This is a genomic window from Nocardia farcinica, assembly GCF_001182745.1.
Taxonomy (GTDB): domain Bacteria; phylum Actinomycetota; class Actinomycetes; order Mycobacteriales; family Mycobacteriaceae; genus Nocardia; species Nocardia farcinica.
Genome location: NZ_LN868939.1, coordinates 1,143,343 through 1,158,762, shown reverse-complemented (window position 1 = coordinate 1,158,762; position 15,420 = coordinate 1,143,343). Strand labels below are relative to the sequence as shown.

At 71.5% G+C, this 15,420-nt stretch carries 15 protein-coding genes; 13 read left to right on the top strand and 2 right to left on the bottom strand.

What is annotated here, in order from left to right; all coding sequences use genetic code 11:
* Nucleotides 1-22 precede the first annotated feature (22 nt).
* Nucleotides 23-736: a phosphatidylserine decarboxylase gene (locus tag AMO33_RS22340; protein WP_060594135.1), complete on the bottom strand. Its 714-nt coding sequence runs from the start codon at nucleotides 734-736 to the stop codon at nucleotides 23-25.
* A 320-nt stretch (nucleotides 737-1,056) separates the two neighbouring features.
* Here AMO33_RS22340 and AMO33_RS22335 point away from each other — a divergent pair, with 320 nt between their 5' ends.
* Nucleotides 1,057-2,085: a beta-ketoacyl-ACP synthase III gene (locus tag AMO33_RS22335; RefSeq protein ID WP_011211816.1), complete on the top strand. Its 1,029-nt coding sequence runs from the start codon at nucleotides 1,057-1,059 to the stop codon at nucleotides 2,083-2,085.
* An 11-nt stretch (nucleotides 2,086-2,096) separates the two neighbouring features.
* Here AMO33_RS22335 and AMO33_RS22330 read toward each other — a convergent pair whose 3' ends face one another.
* Complete coding sequence (locus AMO33_RS22330) at nucleotides 2,097-2,549, bottom strand: SRPBCC family protein (protein WP_011211817.1); 453 nt, start codon at nucleotides 2,547-2,549, stop codon at nucleotides 2,097-2,099.
* 245 nt (nucleotides 2,550-2,794) lie between these two features.
* On the opposite strand from AMO33_RS22330, the gene AMO33_RS22325 reads away from it, so the two are divergent.
* The 12 genes from AMO33_RS22325 to mnhG all read left to right on the top strand — a co-directional run bounded on the left by AMO33_RS22325 (nucleotide 2,795) and on the right by mnhG (nucleotide 15,414).
* On the top strand, nucleotides 2,795-2,992 hold the full coding sequence (locus AMO33_RS22325) for a hypothetical protein (protein ID WP_060594134.1): 198 nt from the start codon (nucleotides 2,795-2,797) through the stop codon (nucleotides 2,990-2,992).
* A 46-nt stretch (nucleotides 2,993-3,038) separates the two neighbouring features.
* On the top strand, nucleotides 3,039-4,703 hold the full coding sequence (locus tag AMO33_RS22320; protein ID WP_060594133.1) for an FAD-dependent oxidoreductase: 1,665 nt from the start codon (nucleotides 3,039-3,041) through the stop codon (nucleotides 4,701-4,703).
* A gap of 13 nt (nucleotides 4,704-4,716) precedes the next feature.
* Nucleotides 4,717-6,210 carry an ATP-binding protein gene (locus AMO33_RS22315; RefSeq protein ID WP_060594132.1) on the top strand — a complete coding sequence of 498 codons (1,494 nt, stop codon included), beginning with the start codon at nucleotides 4,717-4,719 and terminating at the stop codon, nucleotides 6,208-6,210.
* A 4-nt stretch (nucleotides 6,211-6,214) separates the two neighbouring features.
* The gene (locus AMO33_RS22310) at nucleotides 6,215-6,565 is read left to right on the top strand and encodes a UBP-type zinc finger domain-containing protein (protein ID WP_011211821.1); all 351 of its coding nucleotides are present in this window, start codon (nucleotides 6,215-6,217) and stop codon (nucleotides 6,563-6,565) included.
* Nucleotides 6,566-6,633: 68 nt separating this feature from the next.
* The gene (locus AMO33_RS22305; protein ID WP_060594131.1) at nucleotides 6,634-6,975 is read left to right on the top strand and encodes a hypothetical protein; all 342 of its coding nucleotides are present in this window, start codon (nucleotides 6,634-6,636) and stop codon (nucleotides 6,973-6,975) included.
* Nucleotides 6,976-7,027: 52 nt separating this feature from the next.
* Nucleotides 7,028-9,295: an AAA family ATPase gene (locus AMO33_RS22300; RefSeq protein WP_060594130.1), complete on the top strand. Its 2,268-nt coding sequence runs from the start codon at nucleotides 7,028-7,030 to the stop codon at nucleotides 9,293-9,295.
* Nucleotides 9,296-9,438: 143 nt separating this feature from the next.
* Nucleotides 9,439-12,252, top strand: coding sequence for a Na+/H+ antiporter subunit A (locus AMO33_RS22295; RefSeq protein WP_060594129.1), 2,814 nt, complete (start codon nucleotides 9,439-9,441; stop codon nucleotides 12,250-12,252).
* Nucleotides 12,249-12,626: a Na(+)/H(+) antiporter subunit C gene (locus AMO33_RS22290; RefSeq protein WP_011211825.1), complete on the top strand. Its 378-nt coding sequence runs from the start codon at nucleotides 12,249-12,251 to the stop codon at nucleotides 12,624-12,626. Before AMO33_RS22295 ends, AMO33_RS22290 begins: the two co-directional genes overlap by 4 nt.
* Entirely contained in the window at nucleotides 12,623-14,224 is a 1,602-nt protein-coding gene (locus AMO33_RS22285; RefSeq protein WP_060594128.1) for a Na+/H+ antiporter subunit D, read from the top strand. The genes AMO33_RS22290 and AMO33_RS22285 overlap by 4 nt, the downstream gene beginning before the upstream one ends.
* Nucleotides 14,221-14,802, top strand: a complete 582-nt coding sequence (locus AMO33_RS22280) for a Na+/H+ antiporter subunit E (protein ID WP_060594127.1) — start codon at nucleotides 14,221-14,223, stop codon at nucleotides 14,800-14,802. Before AMO33_RS22285 ends, AMO33_RS22280 begins: the two co-directional genes overlap by 4 nt.
* Nucleotides 14,803-14,806: 4 nt before the next feature.
* On the top strand, nucleotides 14,807-15,067 hold the full coding sequence (locus AMO33_RS22275) for a monovalent cation/H+ antiporter complex subunit F (RefSeq protein ID WP_011211828.1): 261 nt from the start codon (nucleotides 14,807-14,809) through the stop codon (nucleotides 15,065-15,067).
* Complete coding sequence (mnhG, locus tag AMO33_RS22270; protein WP_011211829.1) at nucleotides 15,064-15,414, top strand: monovalent cation/H(+) antiporter subunit G; 351 nt, start codon at nucleotides 15,064-15,066, stop codon at nucleotides 15,412-15,414. Before AMO33_RS22275 ends, mnhG begins: the two co-directional genes overlap by 4 nt.
* Nucleotides 15,415-15,420 lie beyond the last annotated feature (6 nt).

The window sequence follows — 15,420 nt, the reverse complement described above, 5'->3', positions numbered from 1 at the left end:
CTCCGTCACGACAGCGCTCCCGTCACGACAACGTCGCGAGGACGGTCTCGCCCCCGATGGTGCGCTGGCCGGGCTGCACCAGCAGTTCGGTGCCCACCGGGAAGTAGGTGTCCACGCGGGAACCGAAGCGGATCAGGCCGTAGGTGTCGCCGATGGTGAGCACGTCGCCCACCCGGGCGTCGCAGACGATGCGCCGCGCCAGCAGACCGGCGATCTGCACCACCACGATCTGCTGCCCGGACTGCGTCTCGAGCAGCATGCTGTTGCGCTCGTTGACCGCGCTGGCCTCCGGCAGATCCGCCGAGCGGAACTGGCCGGACTGATGCCGCACCTCGCGCACCACACCGGAGACCGGGGTGCGCTGGACGTGCACGTCGAGCACGGACAGGAAGATGCTCACCCGCGGCAGCGGCTGGTCACCCAGCCCCAGCTCGGCGGGCGGGGCGGCGGTGTCGACGAGCGCGATCTCACCGTCGGCGGGGGCGACGACCACGCCCGGCCGGTTCGGCGGCACCCGGTTGGGGTGGCGGAAGAAGCCCGCGCAGGCGGCGGCGGTCGCCAGCCCGGCCCGGCGCACCCACTTGCGCTTGCCCGCCGCGACCGCGACGGCCAGCGGCACGGCGACGAAGGGCAGCCCGGCGGGATGCAGCGGGGGGATCGAGGCCCGCACCAGATCGACGACGTGGCCGACTCCGGTGGTCTCGGGCGTGCCGGGCGGTGTGGGACGGCGTGCCACAGATTCCTCTTTCAGTGCTCGTACTTCGGTGCTCGGTCGCGGCTCGATGGGGTCGGCCTGCGCCCCTCCACGATAGGTCCGGCGCAAGCCACCACACCTTACGGGAAACGCGCCGTACCCGCGCCGTCCACCGCGACCGGATCCACACCCGCCGAGCCGCGGCGGCGATTGTGGAAATCGCCACGCGCGCTCGCAACCGGAGGGCTAATATGAGGTTGCCTCATGTCTACGGAAACGTAGGTGGCGGGCCGCACGATCGATACTCGAGAGGCTTCGCCGGAAACCCCGGTCGCAGCGCCGCAGGTAATAGGGAGACGCACATGTCTGCTCGAATCGCCCAGACGACTGGGGCTGAGCACACCGCGATCCTCGGGCTCGGCGTCTATCGCCCCGCCCGCGTCGTCACCAACGATGAGATCGCCGGGCCGATCAACTCCAGCGACGAATGGATCCGGACCAGGTCCGGCATCAAGACCCGGCGATTCGCCGACGAGACCGAGACCGTCCAGAGCATGAGCGTGGCCGCCGCCCGTGATGCGCTCGAGGCCGCCGCCGTGGCGGTCGACCAGGTGGACTGCGTCATCGTCGCCACCTCCACCCACCTGCTGCTCACCCCGGCCGCGGCCCCGCGCATCGCCACCGAACTCGGCATGAACGGCGCCGCCGCCTTCGACATCTCCGCCGGGTGCGCGGGCTTCTGCCACGCGCTGGCGCTGGCCTCCGACCTGGTGCGCGCGGGCACCTCGAAGAACGTCCTGGTGATCGGCGTCGAGAAACTGACCGACACCATCGACATGACCGACCGCTCCACGGCGTTCCTGTTCGCCGACGGCGCGGGCGCGGTGGTGGTCGGCCCCGCCGAGGAGCCGGGCATCGGCCCGACCGTGTGGGGCTCCGACGGCACCCAGCACCACGCGATCCGCCAGAACAAGGACTGGATCGAGTTCTTCACCGAGATCGAGGAGAAGGGCCTCGACGCGGTGCGCCCCTACCTCACGATGGAGGGCACGGCGGTGTTCCGCTGGGCGGCGCACTCGCTGGAGAAGGTCTGCCGCGACGCCATCGACCGGGCCGGGCTGTCCACCGACGACCTGCGCGCGATGATCCCGCACCAGGCCAACGGCCGGATCATCGAGATCATGGCGCGGGTGCTGAAACTGCCCGAGGACTGCGCGCTGGCCAACGACATCGAGGAGACCGGCAACACCTCCGCGGCCTCGATCCCGCTCGCGATGGAGGCGCTGCTGCGCAAGGGCGAGTCGAAGCCCGGCGACACGGCGCTGTTGATCGCCTTCGGCGCCGGGCTCTCCTACGCGGCCCAGGTGGTGTCGCTGCCCAGGCTGAAGTAGGACACCGCCGATCAGGCGGCCTCGGCGGCCGCCTTGATCGCGGCCAGTGTCTTCTTCATGCCGTCGAGCAGGTTCTCCTCGAAGGCCGGCTCGCCACCCAGCACGGTGTCGATGACCTTGCGCACCGGCCACCGCACGCCCGCGGAGACGTCACGGCGCTCGGTGAGCCGGGTGCCGTTCGCGATGGGCTCGAGGGTGAAACTCCAGGTGGTGCCGTTCTCGTTCATCCGGAAGGCGAATTCGCGTTCCGGCTCGAACCGGACGATCCGCGAACTGGTCGGCCAGACCTTCCAGCCGTCCTTGTTCCAGTTGACCGTCCAGGTCCCGGCCTTCGGCGTGCCGAGCGGGATCATCTTGCGGGTCATCGGGCTGAACTCGGGCATCCGGGACAGATCGCTGACGATCTGCCAGACGCGCTCGGGCGCGGCGAGAATGTCGACGGTCGCTTCGAGATTCTTGGGCAACTCTGCCTCCGTGTTCGAGCGTCCCGGCACCGTGGCCGAGCGCGGGGGACGACGCGTGCCGCACATCCTAATGTGCGAGGCGCGCTGACAATTCGGTCACAGTTCCATACGCCGTTTCCGGACCGTTGTAATGGCGGGCGCACAATGACGGATAGACGAGAGACCAGACACTGCCAGAGCTTTGACGCAGCCAACAGCTTTCTGACACAGCCACCAGCTTTCCGTCGAGCGTGAGGTGATCGGCCGTGAAACTGCGCTCCTTGCTACACCGCCGCCAGGCGGCCCGCGTTCCGCTGCTCCCGGTGATCGAACCCGAGGACGGGCGCCCCGTCCGCGCCACCGGCCGTTCCGATCTCCGTCGTCCGGATCTGGCCGACGAGGAGCGCCTCGAACGCCTGCTGACCCCCACCGAACTCGAGATGGTGCTCGAGCACCGCGTCTGACCGCGACGACGCGACAGGCGAGTACCGCACGCGACATACTCGACGGGTGAGTGCCCCCGCCGCCAAACCGGCCATCCTCAGCGTCGACGACGATCCCGGCGTTTCCCGCGCCGTCGTCCGTGATCTGCGCCGTCGCTACGGCGCCGACTACCGCATCCTGCGTGCCGAGTCCGGCGACCAGGCGCTCGAGGCGCTGCGGGAGATGAAACTGCGGGGCCAGCCGGTGGCCGTGCTGATCGCCGACTACCGGATGCCGGGCATGAACGGCATCGAATTCCTCGAACACGCGATGGACCTGCATCCGTACGCGCGCCGCGTGCTGCTCACCGCCTACGCCGACACCGACGCCGCCATCGACGCGATCAACGTCGTCGATCTGGACCACTATCTGCTCAAGCCGTGGGACCCGCCGGAGGAGAAGCTGTATCCGGTGCTGGACGCGCTGCTCGAGGCATGGCGGGGCAGCGAGCACCGGCCGGTCACCGAGACCAAGGTGGTCGGCACCCGGTGGTCGCCGCGCGCCTCGCAGGTTCGCGAGTTCCTGGCCCGCAACCAGCTCCCCTATCGCTGGTATCTGGCCGACGAGCCCGAGGGTGCGCGCCTGCTCGAGGCCGCGGGCGCCGAACCCGAGCGCTGCCCGGTGGTGATCACCTCCGCGGGACAGGTGCTGCTCCAGCCGACCGACAGCGTGCTGGCCGAGCACGTGGGTCTCACGGTGAATCCCACGGGCGAGTTCTACGACCTCATCGTCGTCGGCGGCGGGCCGGCCGGGCTGGGCGCGGCCGTGTACGGCGCGTCCGAGGGCCTGCGCACCGTGCTGGTGGAGCGCACCGCCACCGGCGGGCAGGCCGGGCAGAGCTCGCGCATCGAGAACTATCTCGGCTTCCCGGACGGACTGTCCGGGGCGCAGCTCGCCGACCGGGCCCGGCGCCAGGCCGCCAAGTTCGGCGCCGAGGTGGTGACCACCCGCGAGGTGGTGGGGCTCGAGGTCAACGGCTCGGCGCGCACCGTGCGCTTCGCCGACGGCGGGCGGCTGTGCGGGCACACCGTCATCATCGCCACCGGTGTCGACTACCGGCGGCATCCAGCGCCCGGCGTCGACGAGTTCACCGGCCGCGGCGTCTACTACGGCTCGGCCATGACCGAGGCGGCCGAATGCGCCGACCGCGAGATCTACATCGTCGGCGGGGCGAATTCGGCGGGCCAGGCGGCGGTGTTCCTGTCCCGCAACGCGCGCACCGTGCATCTGGTGGTGCGGGCGGACTCGCTGGCGAAATCGATGTCGCACTACCTGATCGAGCAGATCCGCCAGATCCCCAACATCCAGGTGCACACCGAGACCGAGGTGGTCGGCGCGATCGGCGACGACCACCTGCGCCAGATCGTGCTGCGCGACAACCGCACCGGCGCCGAGGAAAAGGCCGACACCGAGCGGCTGTTCCTGTTCATCGGCGCCGCGCCGCAGACCGACTGGCTCGACGGTGTCGTCGCGCGCGACCCGGCCGGGTATGTGCTGGCCGGTCCCGACCTGCTGGTCGAGGGCACCCGGCCGGCGGGTTGGGAGCTCGACCGGCCCCCGCACCACCTGGAGACGAGCGTGCCCGGCGTGTTCGTGGCCGGCGACGTGCACGCCGAATCGGCCAAACGGGTCGCCTCCGCCGTCGGCGAGGGCGCGATGGCCGTGATGTTCGTCCATCGTTACCTGGCCTGAGACGGAGCCGGACATGACCGAAAGCGACCGGACCGATACCACCGCCCCCGGCTGCGACCCCGCCGAACTGCGGACGCTGTTCCTGTTCGAGCAACTCGACGACGAGCAGCTGGCCTGGCTGTGCGCGGACGGGCGGATCGAGCTCATCGAACCCGGCCCGGTCTACCGCCAGGGCGACCCGGCCACCTGCTTCTACGTGCTCATCGAGGGCGAGCTGCGGCTGACCAAGTTGGCCGGCGGCATGGAGATCGAGCTGAACCGCACCGACCACCGCGGCGTCTACGCGGGCGCGTGGACCGCCTACCTCGGCGAGCAGGCCGAGCCCACCTACAACAGCTCGCTGTATGTCACCCGGCCCTCGCGGTTCTTCGTGCTGGACGCGGAGATCTTCGCGCGGATGATGCACGCCTGGTTCCCGATGGCGGTGCATCTGCTCGAGGGCGCGTTCTTCGGCAACCGCAACGCCCACCAGCGGGTGGCCGAGCGGGAACGCCTGATGGCGCTCGGCTCGTTGTCGGCGGGCCTGACCCACGAGTTGAACAATCCGGCCGCCGCGGCCGTGCGCGCCACCTCCGGGCTGCGCGAGCGGGTGGCGGGCATGCGGCACAAACTGGGCATGCTGGCCGAGGGCAGGTTCGCGCCGGAGGTGTTGGTGACCCTGGTGCGCCTGCAGGAGGAGGCGGCCGAGCAGGTGGCCAAGGCTCCGGCGCTGACGCCGCTGGAGGCCGCCGACCGCGAGGACGCGCTCGGCGACTGGCTCGACGAGCACGGGATCGCCGACGGCTGGGAGCTGGCGCCCAACTTCGTGCAGGCCGGGTTCGACGTGGACTGGCTGGAGCGGGTGCACGGCACGCTGGAGGGGTGCTCGGAGACGGTGTTCGAGGGCGCGATCCGCTGGCTCAACTACACCATCGAGACCGAACTGCTGATGAACGAGATCGCCGACTCCACCGCGCGCATCTCCACCCTGGTCGGCGCGGCCAAGCAGTACTCGCAGATGGACCGCGCCCCCTTCCAGGTGGTCGACATCCACGAACTACTCGACAGCACCCTGGTGATGCTCAACCGCAAACTCGGCGACGGCGTCCGGGTGGTGAAGGACTACGACCGCACGCTGCCCGCGCTGCCGTGCTTCGCCGCCGAGCTGAACCAGGTGTGGACCAACCTCATCGACAACGCCGTCTACGCGATGGGCGGCGAGGGCACCCTGACGCTGCGCACCTACCGCGAGAACGACTGCGCCGTCGTGGAGGTCGGCGACACCGGGCCGGGCATGCCGGAGGAGGTGCGCCGCCGGGTGTTCGAGCCGTTCTTCACCACCAAGCCGGTCGGCGAGGGCACCGGCCTCGGCCTCGACATCTCCTTCCGGATCGTGGTGAACAAGCACGACGGCGACATCCGGGTGGAGAGCGCGCCCGGTGACACCCGGTTCGTGGTGCGGCTGCCGCTGCATCGCGACATTCCCGCCCCGGAATCCGGCGCCGACGGCGCGCAACCGCCAGACTGAGACCATGACCGCGATCGAAGGCATCGACCCGTCGGTCCCGCCCAGCGGGCCCGGGTGTGTGGAGTGCGAGGCGTCCGGCGGGTGGTGGGTGCACCTGCGCCGCTGTGCCCAGTGCGGGCACATCGGCTGTTGCGACACCTCACCGTCGCAGCACGCCACCGCGCATCACCGGCAGACCGGGCATCCGTTCATCCAGAGCTACGAGCCCGGCGAGGACTGGTACTGGGATTTCCGCACCGAGGAGATGTTCACCGAAGGGCCGGAACTGGCTGCGCCGCACAGTCATCCGGCTGCGCAGGGGGTACCCGGCCCCAGCGGGCGGGTACCGGCCGACTGGCGCGAGCACATCCACTGAGCCCGCGCGGTAGGCTCTGCCATCGCGCCGGAGGCTCCGGCGCCTGATGGCACCCGGGAAGCACGAGAATGAAACGATTTTCCGTCGTCGTCCTGACCGTCGCGACGATGGCCGCGGCCCTGGCGGGCTGCGGTGGGTCGGACTCCGATTCCGGCTCCGCCGCGGCGAGTTCCACCGCCGCGAGTTCCACCACCGGCAAGGCCGCGCAGACCACCTGCACGGAGTTCAAGAACCTCGACACCGAGGCGGAGAAGGCCGTGGTGGAAGCGATTCTGGCGGAGAACCCGGACAGCCCCTACGCGGGCAGCCCGAACGTCGCGCTCGGTACCGCCAAGCTGGTGTGCCTGTCGGAGGCCAACGCGGGCAAGACCGTCGCCGCGGCGGCCGGACTGCTGGCCGCCGGGAAGTAGCGGTTTCCGCGCGACCCGGCCCGCACCGGGCGATCGCAGGCAGAATGGCACGGTGGCAGAACTGGCGCTCACCGCTCGACTGAATCCGTCCGCCGCCGACGCCAGACGCGGGGTGGTGCGGTTGCATCCGGAAGCGCTGACCGCCCTCGGCCTGCGCGAGTGGGACGGGGTGGCGCTGGCCGGGTCGCGGCGCACGGCGGCGGTGGCCGGGCTCGCGCCCGCGGGCACCCCCGCCGGGGTCGCCCTGCTCGACGACGTGACGCTGTCGAACGCGGGGATCCGGGAGAATCAGACGGTGGTCGTCGCGCCCGCGACGGTCTACGGGGCCCGGCAGGTCTCGGTGAGCGGCTCGGTGCACGCCACGCGCAGCATTCCGGCGGCCACCCTGCGGCAGGCACTGCTCGGCAAGGTCGTGACCGTCGGCGACACGGTGTCGCTGCTGCCGCGGGATCTCGGCCCCGACATCCCTTCCTCGGCGGCCAGCCAGGCGCTCTCGCGCACCTTCGGCATCGCCTGGACCACCGAACTGCTGACCGTGACCGCCACCGATCCCGCGCGCGGGCCGGTGAGCGTGCAACCCAATACGGCGGTGTCGTGGGCCGCGGGCGCGATGGCCGCGCGCGAGGCCGCCGACCGCGCCGCCACCGGCGCGCCGGTGGCGGTGGGCGAGACCGCGCGCGGCGCGGCGGAGGCGGCGGCCTTCGCCGGTGCGGGCGCGAACGGCGCGGCCACCGGGCAGTGGGCGGTGCGCGAGGCCGAGGCGCGGGTGCCGATCGAGGATCTGGCCGGGGTGCACGCGCAGGCCGCCAAGCTCGCGGAGTGGCTGAGCCTGGCGCTGGACGAACCGGAACTGCTGCGCGCGCTCGGCGCGAACGCCCACCTCGGTGTGCTGATCACCGGGCCCGCCGGGGTCGGCAAGGCGACGTTGGCGCGGTCGGTGGCGGCGCCGCGGCGGGTGATCGAACTCGACGGCCCGACCGTCGGCGCCGCGGAGAGCGGCACCCGGCTGCGTGAGGTGGCCTCCGCGGTGGCCGAGGTGGGCTCGGGGCAGGGCGGTGTCCTGCTGGTCACCGACATCGACGCGCTGCTGCCCGCCCAGCCCGAACCGGTCGCGACCTTGATCCTCGACCAGCTGCGCGCGGCGGTCGCCGGACCCGGGGTGGCCTTCCTGGCGACGACGGCGCACCCCACCGAGGTGGATGCCCGGTTGCGCGCCCCCGACCTCTGCGACCGGGAACTGGCGCTGCCGTTGCCGACCGCGCCGGTGCGCCGCGCGCTGCTCGAGCAGCTGCTGCGCAAGGTGCCCACCGGCGACCTGGCCCTGGACGAGGTGGCCGCCCGGACTCCCGGTTTCGTCATCTCGGACCTGGCCGCGCTGTGCCGGGAGGCGGGCCTGCGCGCCGCCTCACGTGCCAGCCGGGAGGGCGCCCCACCGCGGCTGACGCAGGAGGATCTGCTCGGCGCGCTCGCGGTGATCCGCCCGCTGTCGCGATCGGGCACCGAGGAGCTGGCCATCGGCAGCCTCGGCCTCGACGACGTCGGCGACATGGCCGAGACGAAACAGGCGCTCACCGAGGCGGTGCTGTGGCCGCTGCGCCACCCCGACTCCTTCGCCCGGCTCGGCGTCGACCCGCCGCGCGGTGTGCTGCTCTACGGCCCGCCCGGCTGCGGCAAGACCTTCCTGGTCCGCGCGCTGGCCGGTTCCGGTCAGCTGAGCGTGCACGCGGTGAAGGGCGCCGAGCTGATGGACAAGTGGGTCGGCTCGTCCGAGCGGGCGGTGCGCGAGCTGTTCCAGCGGGCCCGCGATTCGGCGCCGTCGCTGATCTTCCTCGACGAGGTGGACGCGCTGGCGCCGCGGCGCGGGCAGAGCAGCGACTCCGGTGTCGCCGATCGGGTGGTGGCGGCGTTGCTCACCGAACTCGACGGGGTCGAACCGCTGCGCGATGTGGTGGTGCTCGGCGCGACCAACCGCCCCGAACTCATCGACCCGGCGCTGCTGCGGCCGGGGCGGCTCGAGCGCCTGGTCTTCGTGCCGCCGCCGGACGCCGAGGCCAGGCTCGCGATCCTGCGCACGGCGGGGCGGTCGGTGCCGCTGGCGGCCGACGTCGACCTGACCGCGCTGGCCGCGGATCTCACCGGATACTCGGCCGCCGACTGCGCGGCGCTGTTGCGGGAGGCGGCGTTGGCCGCGATGCGCCGCGACGTGGACACCGCCGACGTCACCGCCGCCGATGTGGCCGCCGCCCGTGCCGCGGTGCGCCCGTCGCTGGATCCCGACCAGGTGGAATCGCTGCGCCGTTACGCCGAATCGCGGACGTGATGCAGCGGTATCGTGTTAGCCGATTCATAGCCCGTGGCCGTGCGGCATGGCCGACGCCATACGTACCCGGGTCCGGATCCGGACCGCGGACCCCGTAGGATCATGGGACAACACCCCGCCGCTACGACCCGACGGAGTGCAGTTTGCTCGTAATTCTGCTCGCACACGCCTGTGCTGCGCTCGTCGCGCCCGTGTGCGTGCGGATGCTGGGCCGCAACGCGTTCATCCCCCTCGCCCTGGTTCCCCTGGCCTCGTTGGGCTGGGTGATCGCGCACTGGGGCGACACCGAGCAGGTCCGCATCAGCTGGGCGCCCAGCATCGAGATGAACATCGACCTGCGGTTCGACTCGCTCGCCGGTGTGCTGGCGGCGCTGGTGCTCGGCGTCGGCTCGCTCATCCTGCTCTACTGCGCCCGCTACTTCGCCGACGACGAACCACGCCTCGGCGCCTTCGCCGCCCAGCTCGTCGCCTTCGCCGGCGCCATGTTCGGCCTGGTCACCAGCGACAACATGCTGTTGCTGTACGTGTTCTGGGAGATCACCACGGTGCTGTCGTTCCTGCTGGTCGGGCACGACACCATCCGCACGAGCAGGCGCGCGGCGCTGCAGGCGCTGCTGGTGACCGCGGCGGGCGGGCTGGCGATGCTGGTGGGCATCGTGCTGCTCGGCCAGACCACCGGCACCTACTTGCTCTCGGACCTGCTGGCCATGCCACAACCGCCGAGCGGCGTGGCCGTGTCGGTGGCGGTGGTGTTGCTGCTGATCGGCGCGCTGAGCAAATCGGCGATCGTGCCGCTGCACTTCTGGCTGCCGGGCGCGATGGCCGCGCCCACGCCGGTGAGCGCCTACCTGCACGCGGCGGCGATGGTGAAGGCGGGTGTGTACCTGGTCGCGCGGCTGGCGCCGGTGTTCGCGAGTTCGCCGCCCTGGCATCCGATCGTGCTGACGCTGGGCGCGCTGACCATGGTGCTGGCCGGACTGCGCGCCCTGCAGGTGACCGACCTGAAGCTGGTGCTCGCCTTCGGCACGGTCAGCCAGCTCGGCTTCCTGATCGTGCTGGTCGGCCTCGGCACGCCGGACGCCGCGCTGGCCGGTGTCACCCTCGTCGTCGCGCACGCGCTGTTCAAGGCCTGCCTGTTCATGGTGGTCGGCATCGTCGACCACGGCGCGGGCACCCGCGATCTGCGCAAGCTGTCCGGCCTCGGCCGCCGCGAGCCGCTGCTCGCCGCCGTCGCGACCCTGTCGGCGCTGAGCATGGCGGGCATCCCGCCGCTGGTCGGTTTCGTCGGCAAGGAGACCGCGCTCGCGGCCGAGGTCGACGCCGACGTGCTCAACACCCCGGCGCGGATCGCGCTGACCCTCGCGCTGGTCGCGGGGTCGGCCTTCACGGTCGGCTACAGCGCGCGGTTCCTGTGGGGGGCCTTCGCGGTCAAACCCGAAGTGCCCGACGTGCGGCCGCACTGGCACGCACCCGGCCCGCTGATGATCGCGCCGCCGGCGATCCTCGCCGCGGTGAGCCTGGTCCTCGGCCTGGTCCCGGGCTGGACCGAGGACCTGGTCAGCCCCTACGCCGGCAGCCTGCCCGGTGTGCTGCGCGAGCATCTGGCGCTGTGGCACGGGTTCACGCTGCCGTTGCTGTTGACGGTGATCGTGATCGTCGCGGGCCTCGCGCTGTTCCTGGCCCGCGGACGCATCGTCGACCCGCGCCACCCCCGCCTCGGCAACGCCGACCGCGCCTACGACGCCACCCTGCGCGGGATGGACGCGCTCTCGCGCCGGATGACCGGCGCGGTCCAGCGCGGTTCGCTGCCGTTGAGCCAGGGCACCATCCTGGTCACCCTCATCGTGTTGCCCGCGGTGCTGCTGGCCGTCGGCACCCGTACCGGGGTCGAGCTGCGGCTGTGGGACTCGCCGCTGCAGGTGGCCATCGCCATCATCATGATCGCGATGGCGCTGGCGGCGACGGTGCTGCGCAACAGGCTGGCCAGCGTGATCGTCGTCGGTGTCACGGGCTACGGCTGCGGCGTGATCTTCGCCCTGCACGGCGCACCCGACCTGGCGCTGACCCAGTTCCTGGTGGAGACGGTGACGCTGGTGATCTTCGTGCTCGTGCTGCGCGGATTCCCGGCCGAGATCGAGCCGAGCCGCGCGGCCGCGTTCAAGGCGCGCCGCGCGCTGATCGGCCTCGCGACCGGCGCGGTGGTCACCGCGCTCGCGGCCTTCGCCATCGCCGCCCGCTCCGGCGCGCCGATCTGGCACCTCATCCCGGACGCGGCCTACGAACTCGGCGGCGGCAAGAACGCGGTGAACGTGCTGCTGGTCGACATCAGGGCCTGGGACACCCTGGGCGAGATCTCGGTGCTGATCGTCGCCGCGACCGGTGTCGCCTCGCTGGTGTTCCGCACCCGCCGCTACGGCAGCGCGCCCCGCGCCGCCGACTCGCCGTTCTACGACCCCGACCTGCTGAGCTGGCTGCCCGCCGGGCGGCTGGTGGACCGGCGCGACCGCTCGATGGTCCTGCAGATCACCACCCGCCTGGTGTTCCCGACCATCATGGTGCTGTCCATCTACTTCTTCTTCGCCGGCCACAACTCCCCCGGCGGTGGTTTCGCCGGCGGCCTCACGGCGGGCTTGGCGCTGACCCTGCGATACCTGGCGGGCGGCCCGTACGAACTGGGCGAGGCGCTGCCGGTCGACGCCGGGCACGTCCTCGGCGCCGGTCTCACCCTCGCCGCGGGCACCGCGGTCACCTCGCTGCTGCTCGGCGCACCGCCGCTGTCCTCGGCGATCATCGAGGTGACGCTGCCGGTGCTCGGGCACATCAAGCTGGTCACCGCCCTGTTCTTCGACCTCGGCGTGTACCTGATCGTGGTCGGCCTGGTGCTGGACGTGCTGCGCAGCCTGGGCGCCCGGCTGGACGCCGAGCTCGACCGGGAATCGAAGGAGGCCCGGTCGTGAGCGCGAACCTGACCATGCTCGTCCTGATCGGCGTGCTCACCGCCACCGGGGTGTATCTGATCCTGGAGCGGGCGGTGTCGAAGATGCTGCTGGGGATGATCCTGCTCGGCAATGCCGTCAACCTGCTGCTGATCAGCGTCGGCGGCGCCGGCGGCGAACCGCCGATCGTCGGCAAGGCGGAGACCGAGGAGATGGCCGACCCGCTCGCGCAGGCGATGGTGCTCACCGCGATCGTGATCACGATGGGCCTGTCGGCCTTCGTCCTGGCGCTGGCCTACCGCGCCTACAAGCTCACCACCACCGAACACGTGGCCACCGACGAAGACGACGCGGAGGTCGCCGCCCGCCGCGAGCGGGAGGACCCCGAACAGTGACCCTCTCCGCCGAACTGCTCCCCGCGCTCGCCCCGCTGCCGGTGCTGGTGCCGCTGCTCGCCGCCGCCGCCTGCCTGATCTTCGGCAGGCGCCCGCGCATCCAGGGCACCGTCATGCTGGTCGCGCTGTCGGCGGTGGTGGTGATCACCGCGGTGCTGCTCTACCTGGCCGATCGGGACGGCACCACCGCGGTGCAGGTGGGCGGCTGGTTCCCGCCGATCGGCATCACCCTGGTGGTGGACCGGCTCTCGGGGAGCATGCTGCTGGTCTCGGCGGTGGTGCTGCTCGCGGTGTCGATCTACGGCGCGGGCCAGAACATCCGCGACGGCGACGACCGCCAGCCCACCTCGATCTACCGGCCCAGTTACCTGGTGCTGAGCGCGGGCGTGTCGATCGCCTTCCTCGCCGGTGACCTGTTCAACCTGTTCGTCGGCTTCGAGGTGCTGCTGGCCGCCTCGTTCGTGCTGCTCACCGTGGGCGCGACCGCCGAACGCATCCGGGCGGGCATCGCGTACGTGATGGTGTCGATGCTGTCGTCGCTGATCTTCCTGATCGGCATCGCCCTCGTGTACGCCGTGACCGGCACGGTGAACCTGGCCCAGCTGGCCGTGCGGCTGGGCGCGGCCCCGGAGGGCGTGCGCACGGCGGCGTTCGCGGTGCTGTTGGTGGCCTTCGGCATCAAGGCGGCGGTGTTCCCGCTGTCGAACTGGCTGCCCGACTCCTACCCGAGCGCGCCCGCGCCGGTCACCGCGGTGTTCGCGGGCCTGCTCACCAAGGTCGGCGTGTACGCGATCATCCGCACCAACAGCCTGTTCTTCCCCGACGGCGCCTTCGACGACATCCTGCTGGTGTGCGGTCTGCTGACCATGCTGATCGGCATCCTCGGTGCGATCGCGCAGAGCAACATCCGCCGGTTGCTGTCGTTCACGCTGGTCAGCCACATCGGCTACATGATCTTCGGCGTGGGCTTGGCCAGTGCCGCCGGACTGGCCGGTGCGGTGTACTACGTGGCCCACCACATTCTCGTGCAGACCGCGCTGTTCCTGGTCGCCGGTCTCATCGAGCGCCAGGCCGGCTCGACCTCGCTGCGCAGGCTCGGCGGGCTGGCCGCGGCCAGTCCGGTGCTCGGGGTGCTGTACCTGGTGCCCGCGCTCAACCTCGGCGGCATCCCACCGTTCTCCGGGTTCATCGGCAAGGTCGCGCTGTTGCAGGCGGGCGCGGCCGACGGCAGCGTGCTGGCCTGGGTGCTGGTGGCGGGTGCGGTGGCGACCAGCCTGCTCACCCTCTATGTCGTCGCGCTGGTGTGGGCCAAGGCGTTCTGGCGCCCCCGCGCGGAAGCGCCCGAGGGCCACCTCGCCGCCGCCAAGCCGCCCACCCTGGTGGAGGAGTCCACCGATGTGCGCTACGACGAGCGGGTCGATCCCGGCCGCATACCGCCGCTGATGCTGCTGGCCACCGCCGGGCTGGTCGCGGCGGGCCTGAGCCTGACCGTGCTGGCCGGGCCGATCCTGGGCATCGCCGACCGGGCCGCGGCCGATCTGCACGATCCGGACGTCTACGTCGTCGCCGTACTCGGCGACCCGGGGGAGTTCCGATGACCGACATCGACGCGGCGAGCACCGGCGACCGCCCCGAACGCCGGGCCTGGTGGCGCCCGACGAAGGAGACCGCGATCCGGCTCGGGCTGCTGCTGTGGCTGGCCGCGGTCTACACCGCGCTGTGGGGCGACCTCAGCGTGGCCAACGTGCTGGCCGGGTTGGTGATCGGCGTGATCGTCATGCTCGCGCTGCCCCTGCCCAGGATGCCGGTGGCGGGCCGGTTCAATCCGATCGCGCTCGTGCAGGCGATCGTGCTGGGCGCCTACTACGCGCTGGAATCGAGCCTGCAGATCGCCTGGTTCGCGGTGCGGCCCGCCGGTGCGCCCGTCTCGGGTGTGCTGCGCGTCGGCCTGAGCACCCGCTCGGACCTGGTGCTCGTACTGACCACCGACCTGCTCAACCTGATCCCCGGCACGATGGTGCTCGAGATCGATCGCAACCGCTGCCTGGTGTATGTGCACGTGCTCGACGTGGGCAGCGAGGAGGCGGTGGCGAAGTTCTACCGGCAGACCCGCACCCTGGAACGCCTGCTGATCTCCGCCTTCGAGCGGCGCGTTCCCCGACCGAACCGGAGGTGAGTGCGTGACCGTCGTCGTGACCGTCGCGGCCGTGCTGCTCGCGGCCGCCGCCCTGATCACCAGCTACCGCATCCTGGCCGGGCCGAGCACGCTCGACCGGGTCGTCGGCATGGATTCGCTCACCGCGATCGCCGCCTCCGGTCTGGCCGTGTGGGCCGCCTACACCGGCGACACCACCGTGCTGCCCGGCATCATCGCGCTGGCGCTGGTCGGCTTCCTCGGTTCGGCCGCCGTGTCCCGCTTCCGCGTCCGGGACGACCGATGAGCGGCTGGCAGTGGCTGTCCGCGGTGCTCATCCTGGGCGGCGCCGGCCTGTCGTGCACGGCCGCCATCGCGCTGCTGCGGTTCCCGGACACCCTCACCCGGATGCACGCCGCCACCAAACCGCAGATCGTCGGGCTGATCCTGGTGCTGGCCGGTGCCGCCATCGAACTCGCGGGCCGGGGCAACGTCTGGCTGCTCGCCCTGGTCGGGGTGTTCACCCTGCTCACCGCGCCGGTGATCGCGCATCTGCTCGGCCGCACCGCCTACCGCGAACAGCGGCACCGCGACGGTCTGCTGATGGTCAACGAACTCGGCGACGCCCTGGAGAATCCCGACGAGCGGTTCTGACCGGCA